We start from the raw sequence: 14,147 nt of genomic DNA, 5'->3' as shown, positions 1-14,147 counted from the left end.
AAACGCTCGACTGGGATACCCCAGCCGAGCGTCTGCGTGATCTACTAATGACCACCTAGCCACCAGCGGTGTTGCAACGACCCCTTGAAACCGCCAAGGGCGGCCCGCCGCCGTCGCAGTTAAGCAGGTCCTACTGCTAAGCCGGGTCTACTCTGCGGACGTGAACCGCGGGGAGACCAAGTTCTCCCGGCACGCCCTGGCGGCTGCCTCGGCGTCGCCCAGGCCCCCTGCTCCGGGCTGAGGGTTGACGCCTGCCGGTATCCGACCATGCAATGTATTGCATATTTGTGTATTGCGTATTTGCTGTTCACCCAGCCGTTTCCCACCGCGAGCGAAGGACCGACGATGGCCATCACCGATTTTGAGCGCTACCCCCTGATGTTTGGACCGAGTCCGATCCACCCGCTGCCGCGGCTCAGCGCGCATCTGGGCGGGGCGCAGATCTGGGCGAAACGGGAGGACGTCAACAGCGGCCTCGCCTTTGGCGGGAACAAGACGCGCAAGCTCGAATACTTCGTTCCGGATGCCCTGGCGCAGGGCGCGGACACCCTCGTCTCGATTGGCGGCTACCAGTCCAACCACACCCGCCAGGTTGCGGCGGTGGCCGCGAAACTCGGCCTCAAGGCCCGCCTGGTTCAGGAAAACTGGGTCGACTGGCCGGATCCGCTGTCCGACCGTGTGGGCAACATCCTGCTCTCGCGCATCATGGGCGCCGACGTCCGGCTGGAGAGTGCGGGCTTTGACATCGGCATCCGCAGCAGCTGGGAAAACGCGATCGAGGAGGTCAAAGCCGCCGGCGGGAAGCCGTACCCGATCCCGGCCGGCGCGTCCGACCACAGGCTGGGCGGGCTGGGCTTCGCCAACTGGGCCTATGAGGTGGAAGAGCAGGAGCGCGAGCTCGGCATCTTCTTCGACACGATCATCGTCTGCACCGTCACGGGCTCTACCCACGCAGGGATGATCGCGGGTTTTGCCGGCCAGGACAAACCACGCCGGGTTATCGGCATCGATGCTTCCGCGACCCTGGCGAAGACCCGCGGCCAGGTTGAACGCATTGCCCGGAACACCGCCGAGCTGATCGGCCTGGGCCGGGAACTCCGTGACGACGAAATCAACGTCATGGAGGGCTGGGCCGGGGACCGCTATGGAATTCCCGTCGACTCCACCCTGGAAGCCATCCGACTGGGCGCCTCGCTCGAGGCGATGATCACCGACCCCGTCTACGAGGGCAAGTCCCTGGCCGGGCTGATCGACCTCGTGAAAAGCCGGGAGATTCCGGCCGGCAGCAACGTTCTTTACGCCCACCTGGGTGGCCAGATCGCCCTCAACGCCTACAGCGGGCTCTTCCGGTCCTGACACGGCGCACCACGGCGGCGGGCTTCCTGGCAGGGGACCCGCCGTCGTCGTTAAGCCCCGCCAGCGCCGGAAAAAAAGAAATCAAGAAATTTCCGATTGGTGCGTAACCTTTCGGGCCCGCCCAGCGATTACCTCTTTGTAAGCGCCGCCGGAGTTCGGACCCCCCACCAGACACCGGCTGGCCTTCCACCGTAAGCGCCGACCGGCGCCTTCCCCCTATCTGGTCTCCGGTCGGCCCTTTACCGTAAGCGCTTGCCGGCGCCCGCCCCCATCGGGCGCCGGCCAGCCTTCCATGGCGAGAGCGGGCTGTCGACTGCCCCATGAGGCCTTAGCCCGCCTTCCCCCAAAAAAACAAAGGATGTACTGCTGTTATGAAGAGTGTTAGCAAGACGACCAAGATTGCTGTCGGCGCCGCCATCCTGGCGGTCGGAGGTTTCTCCGGCATCGGACTGGCCAACGCGGCCCAGATGTCCAGCACCGAGCAGGCTGAAGTGAATCACGCTACGCCCGCCACCCCGGCCACCCCTGCCGTTCCGGCCACGCCTACGCTCCCGGCAAAGCCCGCCGTCCCGGCCGTCCCCGCAGTTCCGGCGGCACCGTCGACTGATGGCACGGCCAAAGGCCACACCGACGCCGACGCCGACGCCGACGTTGAGGGCACCGAGGGCTCAGTCGAAGGCTCCGTTGACGCGGACCAGGACGGCGCCACCGTCAAGGGCGACGCCAGCGTCAAGGGTGCTGCCGGCGAGGCACGCGCCAACGCCAACGTCAAGGCTGCAGTTCCGGCGACCCCGGCCGTCCCGGGTGCCAATGGCGTTCCGGCAACGCCGGCTGTTCCGGCAACCCCGGCCGCACCGTCCGTCGAGATGCCCCAGCACGACAAGTAATATCCAGCTGTATAGCTTGGACCCGGCACGGGTCTGACAGCAAGGAGGGAGCCCTCACTTTGAAGGGCTCCGGGGTGCGGCCGCTAGACTTGCGGGGGCCGCACCCCAGCAGTAACGGAAGGACAGCTTCTTGGCACAGCAGCTAAGCGACGACGAATTGTCAGCCGCTTTAGCTGGTGACCCTTCTGGTTTCAGCGCGGTGTACGCGGTCATTTCCCCGGCCGTGCTGGGCTACTTCCGGGCCCGGGGCGTGGACGACGCCGAGGCCCTGACCCAAGACGTGTTCGTGGACGTCCTGCCGAAACTGGCCGGCGTCAGCGGCGGCCACACGGGTTTGCGGACGTTCATTTTCTCCGTCGCCCACGCCCGGCTGGTCGACTACAGGCGGCGGGCAGAGCGCACCCCGCGCCTGGCCGAATACGATCCCTTGAACGACGCGCGCTACTCGGCATCGGCCGAGGACGAGGTGCTCGGATCCCTGGGCGGTATCTCGGACACTCTCGCGAGGCTCAACGAGGAGCAACGGGAAGTCCTGGTCCTGCGGATCGTCGCGGACCTTTCCATCGAACAGGTGGCCGGCATCATGGACAAGACGCCGGGTGCCATCAAGCAGCTTCAGCGCCGCGGGCTCAGTGCCCTGCGCGAACTCGTAACCGAAAAGGACCACGCAGCATCATGACCGGCACCCGCGAACCCCAGCAGGATGGCAGCATCCAGGCGATGCTGAGCGACTCCGGCCTCGCAGCCGCGACCGAGCTCCGGAGCGCGCTCGAACAGCTCCGTGCCGTGGTCCCGGACGCGGCTCCCGCCCCCCGCGCCGACCTCGCGGCACTACTCGCCGCCGGGGCGGTCGGTCCAGCCCCTGTCCTAGCCACGACGACGGCGCTGCCCACGGTCGCGTCCGCGAAGTATGCCGCCGATGAATCGCTGCCGACCAGGGTCGCGAGCCTCGCCGAGTGCCGCCGCCGGAAGCGCCGGCTGGCAATCGTCGGTGGCGCTGTCGTCGGTGCCATGACCCTTGGTGCCGGTGCCGTGGCGGCATCCAGCGAGGACTTCCGGCACAGCGTCAGCGAGACCGTCGACGTCATCTTCCAGCCCGCGGGGCCCGGTACACCGGCCCCTGAGCATGTCCAGCCGTCGACGTCGCCGTCCTCGGTCCCGGCCCTTCCCGCGCCAGCACGTACGTCCGGTCCCGGCACGCCCGGGGCTGCATCTACCGACGAGGGAACGCCAAACAGCTCAGGCACCCCGGGCTCCACGGAGACCGGACACACGCCGCCCGCCGTCGGCCGCGGCGGTATCCTGCCGACACCCGGCAAGAGGCCTGAATCGCCCGGCCTTCCGGGCGGCGGGAGAAACGGAGACAAGGACCTGCCCCGCGTCCCGGGCAGCATCATCCCAACCCTGCCCGGCGTCGTTCCGACCAAGGCCCCCGGCCAGCCCTAAACCGCCTTTTAACCCAGTTGCGCTATCACTTTTGGCTGTTCTGAGCGCTGGGAACGACCCTAAGTGATAGCGCAACGGGTGGGGTGGCGGCGGCTGCTGTCAGCCCGGCTGGTGTTAGGCCAGGACCTGCCTTTTGGAGGAGATGACGCCGGTGTCGAAGCCGGCCAGGTGCAGGCCGCCGTGGAACCGGGCATGCTCAATCTTCACGCAGCGGTCCATCACGACGTCGAGGCCGGCAGCTTCGGCCTCCTTGGCCACGTCCTCATGCCACGAGCCCAATTGCAGCCAGAGGGTTTTGGCGCCGACGGCGATGGCCTCGTCCAGGACACCCGGCAGGTCACCGTGCTTGCGGAACACGTCCACAATGTCCGGGCTTTCCGGCAGCTCCGCCAGTGACGCGTACGTCGGCTGCCCCAGAATTTCCTTCACCACCGGGTTCACGAAGTAGACCTTGTACCGGGTGGAGGACTGCAGGTAGGTGGCCACGAAATAGCTCGCGCGCGACGGCTTGTCCGAGGCGCCCACAATCGCGATCGACTTCGCCTGCCGCAGCAGGTTCAGCCGCTCCGGCGCCGACGGGCCGGTCCAGGTCCTGGCTTCTTCCGTGCTCATGCGTTCGCTCCGATCGTGCAGGCTGCGGCTTCAGCCGCTTCGGCAGGCAGTGCGTCCGCGAGCGGTTCCACGGCGTGCTGGGACGCGGCGTCGAGCGCCTGGTCCAGGTCCCAGAGGATGTCGTCGATGTCTTCGAGCCCGATCGAGATCCGGACGAGGTCCTCGGGGACACCGGCGGACTCGAGCTGTTCGGGGCTGAGCTGCTGGTGGGTGGTGGACCCGGGGTGGATGACCAGGGTCCGGGAGTCGCCCACATTGGCCAGGTGCGAGGCCAGCTGCAGGGCCTCAATGAACTTCTGGCCCGCGGCGCGGCCGCCCTTGACGCCGAAGGAGAAGACCGAGCCGGGGCCCAGCGGCAGGTACTTCTTGGCCCGCTCGAAGTGCGGGTGTGAGGGCAGGCCGGAGAAGTTCACGTAGGCCACGCGCTCGTCCGCCTCGAGCCACTCGGCCACGGCCTGCGCGTTCTTCAGGTGCTCGTCGAGGCGCTGGGGGAGCGTTTCCACGCCCTGCAGCAGCTGGAAGGCTGACTGCGGGGACAGTGCCGGGCCGATGTCGCGCAGCTGTTCGCAGCGCAGCTTGGTCAGGAACCCGTACTCGCCGAAGTTGCCCCACCAGGACACGTTCCCGTAGGACGCCACCGGCTCGGTCATCGTGGGGAAGTTTCCGTTGCCCCAGTCGAAGCGGCCGCTTTCCACGATCACGCCGCCCAAGGTAGTGCCGTGGCCGCCGAGGAACTTGGTGGCGGAGTGGATCACGATGTCCGCCCCGTGCTCGATCGGCCGCACGAGGTACGGCGTGCTCAACGTGGCGTCGACGACGAGCGGGACGCCGGCGTCGTGCGCCACCTGCGCGAGCCCCTCAAGGTCCTGGACCTCCGAGGACGGGTTGGCCACCACCTCGACGAAGATCGCTTTGGTGTTTTCCCGGACCGCGGCGGCGTAGTCCGCCGGGTCGGTGCCTGGGACGAACGTGGTGTCCACGCCGAAGCGGCGCAGCGTGACGTCCAGCTGGGTCACCGTGCCGCCGTAGAGCTGGGACGCGGCGACGATGTGGTCCCCGGCCTGAGTCAGCGCGGCGAAGGTGATGAACTCCGCCGCCATGCCCGAGGACGTCGCCACGGCGCCGATGCCGCCCTCCAGGGAGGCGATGCGCTCCTCGAACGCGGCCACGGTGGGGTTGCCGATCCGGGAGTAGATGTTGCCGTATTTCTGCAGCGCGAAGAGGTTCGCGGCGTCCTGGGTGTCCTTGAACACGAAGGAGGTGGTCTGGTAGATCGGCACGGCACGGGCGCCGTGCTCGGCGTCGGGGGTGCCTCCGGCGTGCAGCGCGCGGGTGCGGAAACCGAACTTGCGGTCAGCCATTACGCGGCCACCTCAACGTTTGCCACTGGGGTCTGGGAGAGGTCCAGCTCGACGCCGTTCTTGCGTGCCAGGTCCGCCTCGAGTTCGCGGACGATCGGCAGGATGTCCTGACCGAACGCGGCGACTTCCTCCTGGAAGTGCAGGTAGCCGGTGAGGAACAGGTTCACGCCGATCTTCTTGTACGCCACGATCCGTTCGGCGATCTGCTCCGGGGTGCCGATCAGCTGGGTCTTGAAGCCGTCGTTGTACTGGACCAGGTCCTCGAAGCTGGAGTCGGCCCACATGCCCTTGCCGTCCTTGGTGGACGCTCCGGCCTCCTGCACGGCGGCGCGGAACCCCTCGACGGCGGGCTTGTGCGCCTTCTCGACGATCTCGCGGAGGGTGTCGCGGGCTTCCTTTTCGGAATCGCGGGCGATCACGAAGCCGTTGAGGCCAAACCTGGGGGAGGGCAGTGAACTCTCGCTCCCGCGACCGGCAGCCCCGGACGCGGCGACAACGCCGGCGATGTTCTCCTTGAACCCCTCGAGGTCCTTGCCGTTGGAGAAGTACCAGTCGGCCACCCGGCCGGCCGTGGCCTGCGCGGCCGTGGAGTTGCCGCCGAAGAAGATCTCCGGGTGTGCCCGGCCCGGCACGTCCACCGGTGCCGGGTTCAGGGTGAAGTCGGTGATGTTGTAGTACTTGCCGGACTGGCTGTATTCCTGCTCGGTCCAGAGCCCGCGGAGAACCTTGATGAATTCCTCGGTGCGGACATAGCGCTCGTCATGCTCGAGCCATTCGAGGCCGAAGTTCTCAAACTCCGCCTTGAGCCAGCCCGAGACGATGTTCACGGCGGCGCGGCCGTTGGAGATATGGTCCGCGGTGATGATGAACTTCGCCAGCACACCGGGGTGCCACATGCCGGGGTGGACGGCGGAGATCACCTTGAGGCGCTCGGTGGCGGCCAGCAGCGCCAGACTGAACGAGGTGGCCTCGTGCTGCTTGTCTGCGCCGTAGGAGGCGGCGTAGCGGGTTTGGGTCAGGGCGTATTCGAAGCCGGAGTTTTCCGCGATCCTGGCCAGCTTCTTGTTGTACTCGAAGTCCCAGCCGGTGCGCTGTTCGATGGTGGAGACCACCAGGCCGCCGGAGACATTGGGAACCCAGTAGGCGAACTTGAGCGGTTCGGAAAGTCGGGCGACGTTGCTGATTTCACTCATGAGTGGTCCTTTACTTCCGGGGTATTTCGGGTGCGCAGCACATCCTGGATGTCCGCGATGGATGGTTCGTTCTGAAGCGACGTGGTGTCCCCGAGCGTGGTTCTTTCGAACAGCTGGGTCAGCAGCCGGCGCATGATCTTGCCGCTGCGGGTCTTGGGCACATCGGGAACGACGACGACGTCCCGCGGCTTCGCGATCGGCCCGATCGCCTTCGCGACGTGGGCCTTCAGCTCGGACGCGATGTCCTCGGTGGCCGCCGAATCCTTCAGCACCACGAACGCGACGATCGCGTGGCCGGTCTTGGGGTCCGCGACCGGGCAGACGCCGGCCTCCACCACGTCCGGGTGGGAGACGAGCGCCGACTCGATCTCAATGGTGGAGAGCAGGTGTCCCGAGACGTTGAGGGTGTCATCCACCCGCCCGAGGATCCAGATGTCGCCGTCGTCGTCGTACTTGGCGCCGTCACCGGCGAGGAACCAGCCCTGTTCGGCGTATTGGCGCCAGTACGAATCGAAGTAGCGGCGCGGGTCCCCCCAGACCGTCCGGGCGATCGCCGGTCCGGGGGAGTCCACCACGATGAAACCCTGGACGCCCGGCGGAACCGTATTGCCGGCGTCGTCCACGATGCGCGTGCTGACGCCGGGCAGCGGGCGGGCCGCGCAGCCTGGCTTGAACGCGGCGTCCGTCGGGGCGGGGGAGAGGATGGTGGCGCCGGTTTCGGACTGCCACCAGGTGTCCACCACCGGGGCGGTGCCGGCGCCGATGTTGGTCCGGAACCAGCGCCAGGCCTCGGGGTTGATGGCCTCGCCCACCGTGCCGAGGAGACGGATGGAGGAGAGGTTGTACGTGTCCGGGACGCCGTCCGGGAACCAGCCCATGAGGGAGCGGACCAGGGTGGGCGCGGTGTAGTACTGCGTGACCCGGTAGCGTTCGATGATCTCAAAGTGCCGGCCCGGGTGCGGGGTGTTGGGTGTGCCCTCGAAAATGACCTGCGTGGCGCCGTTGGAGAGCGGGCCGTAGAGCTCGTAGGTGTGCGCGGTGACCCAGGCGAGGTCGGCCGTGCACCAGTGCACGTCTTGGTCCCGCAGCGCGGGGTCGGGGTTGCTGAACAGGTGCTCGAAGCTCCAGGACGCCTGCGTGAGGTAGCCGCCGGAAGTGTGGACCAGGCCCTTGGGCTTGCCGGTGGTGCCGGAGGTGTACATGATGAACAGCGGCGTCTCGGCGTCGAACGCCTCGGCTTCGTGGACGTCGGAGGCGGTCCCGACGGCGTCGTGCCACCACACATCGCGGCCCGCGGTCATCGGGACGGTCCCGAGCTCATCCGCCGGAGTGGTCCGGTTGACCACCAGGACGTGCTCGATCGCGTTGTCGCCGGAGACGGCGGCATCCGCGTTGTCCTTGACCGGCACGGCGGTGCCGCGGCGGAACTGGCCGTCGGTGGTGACCAGGAGCTTGGCGCCGGTATCCTCCACCCGGAACTTCAAAGCCTCGGCGGAGAAACCGCCGAAGACCAGGGAATGGATGGCGCCGATGCGGGCCACGGCGAGGGTGATGATCACGGTTTCGGGGATGACCGGGAGGTAGATGACCACGCGGTCACCCTTGGTGATGCCCAGGTCCAGGAGGGCATTGGCGGCCCTGGACACCTCGCGCTGGAGTTCGGCGTAGGTCACGGCACGGCGGTCACCGGGCTCGCCCTCGAAGTGCAGGGCCACTTTGTCCCCGCGTCCCGCCGCTACATGGCGGTCGACGCAGTTGTAGGCGACATTGAGCCTGCCGCCTTCGAACCAGGTGATCTGCGGGCCGGTGCCAGCCTCGACGTCGGCCGGGACGCGGCGGTGCGCGGAGTGCCAGGGCTTGCCGCCGTCCGTGGAGCCGGCGGGCAAGTCCGCCCAGTCGAGGCGGAGGGCCTGGGTTTCCCAGAACGCAACCGTCTCTGCCTGGAGGGTCCCTGCGGTGGCTGTGCCGCTGTGCCGGGGGGTGGTGCTGCGGTGACGCGCCGGTCCGTCGGTGGGGGCGCCGTGCACTGCGCCGTCCGTGGGCTCGGTCAGGGACCATCCCGAAGAGCCGCGAGAGGAGCCGGGCGCGTCACGCAGCCCTGCTTCGTTCGCCGTCGCGTCCGAAGTGGTTTGTGGGGATGCCTCGGACACGGTCCGGGCAAAGGTGGGCAGGGCGGAAGAATTCTCAGGGGTCATTGCGGCACTCCATCGGTCCTGGCAGTAGCACCCTGGTTCCTCCAGTTCCCTCGAATTGCATCGAAAGAGAGCGGAACAGTTCCGTGGGAATGGTCGTCTCACGTCACCGGGGGTTGCTGCGGCTTCATCGATCCAGGTCTCTCGGCCGCTCGGGATGGTCACTACCTACTAGAACCGAAGTGCAGGATTCCACAAAATCCGCGCCTTCGGCGCTGTAATATTCGTTCACGGCGGTGCGCGGACGGTTGGAATCAGTCATTTATTCGACGATTGCCCGGAAAGGTTGCAGGAGTATGGTTGATGCATGGCCCACGTTAACGATCCGGCAGTCATTGACCGCCTCATGCGAACCAAAGGCACGTGGGCGGTGGTCGGCCTGACCACCAACCAGTGGCGCTCGGCGTACGAGGTCTCCCTGTATGTACGTGACCGGATGGGCATGGAAATCATTCCGGTCAACCTGCCCGGAGACGACGTCCACGGCGAGAAGGGGTACCGCTCCCTGGCGGAGATCCCCGCGGCGAAACACCCGATCGACGTCGTGGACTGCTTCGTCAACTCCCAGAAGGTGGGGGCCGTCATAGACGAGGCCATCGCCGTGGGCGCCAAGGCCGTCTGGCTGCAACTGGGCGTCTTCGATGACGCCGCGGTGGAGCGCGCCAAGGCCGCCGGGCTGGACGTCGTCGTGAACGAGTGCCCCGCCCGCGAAGGGTGGCGCGTTGGCCTCTAGCGGCCCAGGAAACACGATCAACAGGTTTGGAAGAGTCGGTTACAAAATGTGACCGGCTTTTTCCGTATCCGCCACCTTGCCGTGTGAGATGGATTCATAACCATCCCGAGCGGCTGAGAGATCTGGCTCCGTGACGCCGCAGCAACCCCCTCGATGAGGACGGTGCTACCGCCAGGACCGATGGAGAAGGCGCCGTCTTCCGCTCGGATTTCCGGCCCTGGCAGCCTGAATCCCGGAGGCAGCGCTTTCCCGGCATACGCCAGGAGACCGCATATGAGTACTGAAACACGCCCGCAGAAAATGACCGGGAAGGTGGCCGTTGCCAGCTTCATCGGCACCACCATTGAGGGCTACGACTTCGTCCTGTACGGCCTCGCCGCGGCGACCGTATTCGGCCCCCTCTTCTTCGCCCCGGCCGACCCCCTCGTGGGCACGATTGCCGCGTTCGCCACCTACGCCGTCGGGTTTGTTGCCCGGCCCATCGGCGGTGTGCTGGGCGGCCACTACGGCGACAGGATCGGCCGGAAATCTGTCCTCGTGGCCTCGCTGCTCTTGACCGGACTGGCCACCACCGCAATCGGGCTCCTGCCCACCTACGCCCAGATCAGCTGGGTGGCGCCGGCCCTGCTGCTCCTCCTGCGCGTGATCCAGGGCATCGGATACGGGGCCGAGTGGGCCGGTGCCGCCCTCATGACCGTGGAACACGCGGCCCCCAAAAAACGCGGGCTGACTTCCAGCGCCACGCAACTGGGCCCAACCTCCGGCATGCTCCTGGCCACCGGCGTCCTGCTGGTGCTGGAGAACTCGCTGAGCGATGAGCAGTTCCTGGCATGGGGCTGGCGCGTGCCCTTCGTTGCGAGCCTGGTCCTGGTGGCCGTGGGCCTGGCCATCCGCCTTTCCGTCGAGGACAGCCCGGAGTTCAAGCACGTTCAGTCCGTCCAGACTGTTGCGGGCCGCCCGGTGCTGGAGAGTTTGAAGACACACCCACGCGAGATCCTGCTGACCACGGGCCTCCGCATTGCCCAGAACGCCTTCTACTACGTCTATACCGTTTTCATCCTGACGTACCTGACCCAAGTGTCCGGCACCGACCGCAATACCGGGCTGACGGCAGTCCTGATCGCGTCGGCGCTGGGCCTTGTCACCGTGCCGGTCTGGGGCGCGTTGTCTGACCGGTTCGGCCGCCGATCGGTCTATCTCTTCGGCGGGCCAGCGCTGCAGCCATCATTCCGTTCTTCTGGCTGTTGGACACGGGCAACATCCTGCTGATCATCCTCGGCGTCGTGGCCGGCCTCAACATCGGGCATGACGCGATGTACGGCCCGCAGGCGGCGTTCTTCTCGGAACTCTTCAGCACACGTGTCCGCTTCAGCGGGGTGTCCATCGGCTACCAGATCGGTTCGGTGCTCGGCGGCGGGCTGGCACCGCTGGTCGCCACGGCCCTGTTGGCCGCCGGCGGCGGAAATCCGGTCTGGGTGGTCGTCTACTTCCTCGCCGTCTCGGCCATCACCATCGTGGCCACCCTCAAGTCACCGGAGACGAAGGACCGCGCCCTCGGCGAAACCGAACTGCCGGGTGAAGCACGTGCCGAAGCGGCCGCTGAAAGCCGGGAACCCGCCGTCGCGCGCTGACCACACGTTTTTCATGAATTTCGCATTGCCATGATTTTCACATTGCAAGGAAAGGGGCCCCATGGCCACCGCTGACACTGCACACCCTGACGGACGGCCCAGGCTGCTGCTGAGCGCCTTCGTTATGAACACCACAAGCCACATCATGGGCGGCCAATGGCGGCACCCGGCGGCGCAGCAGCACCGCTTCAATGAGCTGGAGCTGTGGACCAGCCTGGCCCGGCAGCTGGAGGACGCCAAGTTCGATGTGATGTTCTTCGCCGACGTGGTGGGCCTGTACGGGAACGACGACGGCGGCTGGGCCCCGCACGTGCGGCGCGGCATGCAGGTGCCTGCCAACGACCCGCTGATCCTCCTCGGTGCGCTCGCCGCCACGACGCGCAACATCGGTCTGGCGGCGACGTCATCGGTGGTCCAAAGCCACCCCTTCCAGTTCGCCCGCCAGATCTCAACCCTGGACCACCTCTCCCAGGGGCGTGCGGCATGGAACATCGTGACCAGCGCGGCGGAGAACGCCCACCGGAACTTCGGCGACGGCCTGGTCGCCCACGATGACCGCTACGCCTGGGCGGACGAATACGTGGCGGCCGCCTACAAACTGTGGGAAGGGTCGTGGGACGACGGTGCGCTGGTCCAGGACAAGGCGAACGGCATCCACGCGGATCCGGACAAGGTCCACAAGATCTACCACCGCGGCGACCGGTACTCCATCGACGGGCCGCACCTGTCCGCTCCCTCGCCGCAGCGCACACCCGTGCTGTTCCAGGCCGGCAGCTCCGGCCGCGGGCAGCAGTTCTGCGCCGCCCACGCCGAGGCCACCTTCATGCTGTCCCCGAACCCGGCCGCAGCAGCCGAATACACCGCGTCCGTGCGGCAGCAGGCCGTCGCCGCCGGGCGGCTCGCCGAGGACGTGAAGTTCTTCCAGGGGCTCCACTTCATCGTCGCAAGCACCGAGGCGGAAGCCGCCCGCAAGGCCGCGGAGCTGGACGAGTACCTGGACTCCGGGGCGCTGATCGCCCACATCGGCGGCGGAGCCGGCGTGGACCTCGGCGGCCTGGATCTCGATACCCCGCTTGGCGAGTTCCACACCGAAGGCACCCAGGGGCACCTGGACAGCCTGCGCAGATCGGTGCCCGGCGGCAACCCGACCCTGCGTGATGTGGCCAATTTCCGCAGCCGTGCCCACCGCGTCCTGGGGACCCCGGAACAGATCGTGGACCGCCTCGAGGAGTGGCAGGACGCCGGCGTGGACGGCATCAACATCATCAACCAGCTGATTCCGGATTCGTACACCGACTTCATCGAACACGTGCTGCCCGAGCTGCGCCGCCGCGGCCTGGCCCAGCAGGACTACGCGGAAGGCACTCTGCGAGAAAAGCTGTTCGGCGCCGGAGGGAACGGCGCCGGGCTCAATGACCGGCACCCGGCCCGCAGCTACCGCGGCGCCTTCACCGCCAACTCGGCAACGGCCGAGCAGGCACAGAACGTTTTGGAGGACGCTCGATGAGCGAGGCACTGAAGACCGCTGACATCTCGGCCTACGCCGCCTACGAGAAGCTGGCGGAGCGTTTCCGGCCCGTGTTTGCCCGGATCGCCGAGGGGGCGCTGGCCCGCGAGCAGGACCGGGTCCTGCCCTTCGAGCAGGTCCGCTGGCTGAACGAGGAAGGCTTCGGCCGGCTGCGGGTGCCTGTGGAACACGGCGGCGACGGAATCGGCTTTGAGCCCTTCTTCCGGCTGCTCATCGAACTCGCCGAGGCGGATTCCTCCGTGGCCCACCTCTACCGCTCGCACTTCGCCTTCGTGGAAACGGTCGGCCTGGAATCCGTTGCGTTCCGGAACCGCTGGTACCCGAAGGTGGTGGCGGGCGAGATCTTTGGAAACGCCGCCACGGAGAAGTCCGGAAACGTCCTCGGAACCACCGGAACCAAGCTGACGCGCCACGGCGGGGACTGGCTGCTCAACGGCAGGAAGTATTACACCACCGGCACCATCTTCGCCGAGTGGATTGCCGTCATGGCCAGCACCGAGGGCGTGGAGGGCCGCCAGTACGCCGTGGTCAACACCACCCAGCCGGGGGTCGAGATCCTCGACGACTGGGACGGCTTTGGCCAGCAGCTGACCGGCACCGGCACCACGATCTTCCGCGACGCCGTTGTTCCGGACGCCAACATCATCAGGCGCTCGGAATCCACCACGCACGAGCCGGCTTTCTTCCAGCTGGTCCTGCTCGCCGTCCTGGCGGGAATCGGCCGGGCCGCGCTGGCCGACGCCCGGGTACTGGTCCGCGACCGCAAACGCACGTTCAACACCGGTTCCGGCGAGCTGTTCCGCAGCGACCCGCTGATCCTGCAGCTCGTGGGCCAGCTCTCCGCCAAGGTCTTCGCGGCGGAGTCCGTGGTGCTGGCCGCCGCCCGGGAGCTCGACGCCGGCGCGGACCCGGACCTGAACCTCACCCCGGACCAGCGCTACGTCCGCGGCGAAATCGCGGTGGAAAAGGCCCAGCTGCTGGTGCCCGAGCTCGTCCAGTCCGCGGCCCAGCAGCTCTTCCACGTGACGGGGGCATCCGCCACGTCGCAGTCCAAGTCGCTGGACCGGCACTGGCGCAACGCCCGGACCGTGGCCACCCACAACCCGGCCGTGTTCAAGGCCCGCACCGTGGGCGACTACGAAGTCAACGGCACCACCCCGGAAGGGCTGCACAGCATCGGCGATGCCCGCACAGCCGGGTAGGCCGCA

13 protein-coding genes and 1 riboswitch are annotated in these 14,147 nt (G+C 67.3%); of the genes, 9 read left to right on the top strand and 4 right to left on the bottom strand.

What is annotated here, in order from left to right; translation table 11 throughout:
• Positions 1-345: 345 nt before the first annotated feature.
• From M2428_RS21660 to M2428_RS21645, 4 genes are all read left to right on the top strand, one after another.
• Complete coding sequence (locus M2428_RS21660) at positions 346-1,356, top strand: 1-aminocyclopropane-1-carboxylate deaminase (RefSeq protein ID WP_277528033.1); 1,011 nt, start codon at positions 346-348, stop codon at positions 1,354-1,356.
• A gap of 371 nt (positions 1,357-1,727) precedes the next feature.
• Positions 1,728-2,243 (top strand): hypothetical protein, encoded by a 516-nt coding sequence (locus M2428_RS21655; protein ID WP_277528032.1) that lies wholly within the window; start codon positions 1,728-1,730, stop codon positions 2,241-2,243.
• A 130-nt stretch (positions 2,244-2,373) separates the two neighbouring features.
• On the top strand, positions 2,374-2,922 hold the full coding sequence (locus M2428_RS21650) for an RNA polymerase sigma factor (RefSeq protein ID WP_277528031.1): 549 nt from the start codon (positions 2,374-2,376) through the stop codon (positions 2,920-2,922).
• A complete protein-coding gene (locus tag M2428_RS21645; protein ID WP_277528030.1) occupies positions 2,919-3,689 on the top strand; it encodes a hypothetical protein in 771 nt (256 codons plus the stop codon). Before M2428_RS21650 ends, M2428_RS21645 begins: the two co-directional genes overlap by 4 nt.
• Positions 3,690-3,803: 114 nt before the next feature.
• Here M2428_RS21645 and M2428_RS21640 read toward each other — a convergent pair whose 3' ends face one another.
• From M2428_RS21640 to acs, 4 genes are read right to left on the bottom strand one after another with little or no spacing between them, the layout of a single operon-like run.
• The gene (locus tag M2428_RS21640; RefSeq protein WP_277528029.1) at positions 3,804-4,301 is read right to left on the bottom strand and encodes a CoA-binding protein; all 498 of its coding nucleotides are present in this window, start codon (positions 4,299-4,301) and stop codon (positions 3,804-3,806) included.
• The gene (locus M2428_RS21635; RefSeq protein ID WP_277528028.1) at positions 4,298-5,662 is read right to left on the bottom strand and encodes an O-acetylhomoserine aminocarboxypropyltransferase/cysteine synthase family protein; all 1,365 of its coding nucleotides are present in this window, start codon (positions 5,660-5,662) and stop codon (positions 4,298-4,300) included. The genes M2428_RS21640 and M2428_RS21635 overlap by 4 nt, the downstream gene beginning before the upstream one ends.
• Positions 5,662-6,855 carry a dimethylsulfone monooxygenase SfnG gene (gene sfnG, locus M2428_RS21630; protein WP_277528027.1) on the bottom strand — a complete coding sequence of 398 codons (1,194 nt, stop codon included), beginning with the start codon at positions 6,853-6,855 and terminating at the stop codon, positions 5,662-5,664. Before sfnG ends, M2428_RS21635 begins: the two co-directional genes overlap by 1 nt.
• On the bottom strand, positions 6,852-9,050 hold the full coding sequence (gene acs / locus M2428_RS21625; protein ID WP_277528026.1) for an acetate--CoA ligase: 2,199 nt from the start codon (positions 9,048-9,050) through the stop codon (positions 6,852-6,854). The genes sfnG and acs overlap by 4 nt, the downstream gene beginning before the upstream one ends.
• Positions 9,051-9,354: 304 nt before the next feature.
• Here acs and M2428_RS21620 point away from each other — a divergent pair, with 304 nt between their 5' ends.
• The 5 genes from M2428_RS21620 (at position 9,355) to M2428_RS21600 (ending at position 14,141) form a co-directional block, all read left to right on the top strand.
• Positions 9,355-9,780 carry a CoA-binding protein gene (locus M2428_RS21620; RefSeq protein ID WP_277528025.1) on the top strand — a complete coding sequence of 142 codons (426 nt, stop codon included), beginning with the start codon at positions 9,355-9,357 and terminating at the stop codon, positions 9,778-9,780.
• 97 nt (positions 9,781-9,877) lie between these two features.
• A riboswitch (SAM riboswitch) is annotated at positions 9,878-9,967 on the top strand.
• Between the two features lie 86 nt (positions 9,968-10,053).
• Positions 10,054-11,049, top strand: a complete 996-nt coding sequence (locus tag M2428_RS21615; RefSeq protein WP_277528024.1) for an MFS transporter — start codon at positions 10,054-10,056, stop codon at positions 11,047-11,049.
• A complete protein-coding gene (locus M2428_RS21610) occupies positions 11,025-11,411 on the top strand; it encodes a hypothetical protein (RefSeq protein WP_277528023.1) in 387 nt (128 codons plus the stop codon). Before M2428_RS21615 ends, M2428_RS21610 begins: the two co-directional genes overlap by 25 nt.
• Positions 11,412-11,472: 61 nt before the next feature.
• Positions 11,473-12,918 (top strand): NtaA/DmoA family FMN-dependent monooxygenase, encoded by a 1,446-nt coding sequence (locus M2428_RS21605; protein ID WP_277528022.1) that lies wholly within the window; start codon positions 11,473-11,475, stop codon positions 12,916-12,918.
• Positions 12,915-14,141 (top strand): acyl-CoA dehydrogenase family protein, encoded by a 1,227-nt coding sequence (locus tag M2428_RS21600; protein WP_277528021.1) that lies wholly within the window; start codon positions 12,915-12,917, stop codon positions 14,139-14,141. Before M2428_RS21605 ends, M2428_RS21600 begins: the two co-directional genes overlap by 4 nt.
• Positions 14,142-14,147 lie beyond the last annotated feature (6 nt).

It is taken from the genome of Arthrobacter sp. ES3-54 (assembly GCF_029504395.1).
Lineage (GTDB): Bacteria > Actinomycetota > Actinomycetes > Actinomycetales > Micrococcaceae > Arthrobacter.
Note: the sequence above shows the minus strand (reverse complement) of the source record. Positions and strands in the feature narration are given on the sequence as shown.

Coding starts and splice junctions, on each gene's coding strand:
- M2428_RS21655 (WP_277528032.1), top strand. CDS start 1,728: ATGAAGAGTGTTAGCAAGACGACCAAGATTGCTGTCGGCGCCGCCATC.
- acs (WP_277528026.1), bottom strand. CDS start 9,050: ATGACCCCTGAGAATTCTTCCGCCCTGCCCACCTTTGCCCGGACCGTG.
- M2428_RS21615 (WP_277528024.1), top strand. CDS start 10,054: ATGAGTACTGAAACACGCCCGCAGAAAATGACCGGGAAGGTGGCCGTT.
- M2428_RS21605 (WP_277528022.1), top strand. CDS start 11,473: ATGGCCACCGCTGACACTGCACACCCTGACGGACGGCCCAGGCTGCTG.
- M2428_RS21620 (WP_277528025.1), top strand. CDS start 9,355: ATGGCCCACGTTAACGATCCGGCAGTCATTGACCGCCTCATGCGAACC.
- M2428_RS21645 (WP_277528030.1), top strand. CDS start 2,919: ATGACCGGCACCCGCGAACCCCAGCAGGATGGCAGCATCCAGGCGATG.
- sfnG (WP_277528027.1), bottom strand. CDS start 6,855: ATGAGTGAAATCAGCAACGTCGCCCGACTTTCCGAACCGCTCAAGTTC.
- M2428_RS21600 (WP_277528021.1), top strand. CDS start 12,915: ATGAGCGAGGCACTGAAGACCGCTGACATCTCGGCCTACGCCGCCTAC.
- M2428_RS21640 (WP_277528029.1), bottom strand. CDS start 4,301: ATGAGCACGGAAGAAGCCAGGACCTGGACCGGCCCGTCGGCGCCGGAG.
- M2428_RS21635 (WP_277528028.1), bottom strand. CDS start 5,662: ATGGCTGACCGCAAGTTCGGTTTCCGCACCCGCGCGCTGCACGCCGGA.
- M2428_RS21660 (WP_277528033.1), top strand. CDS start 346: ATGGCCATCACCGATTTTGAGCGCTACCCCCTGATGTTTGGACCGAGT.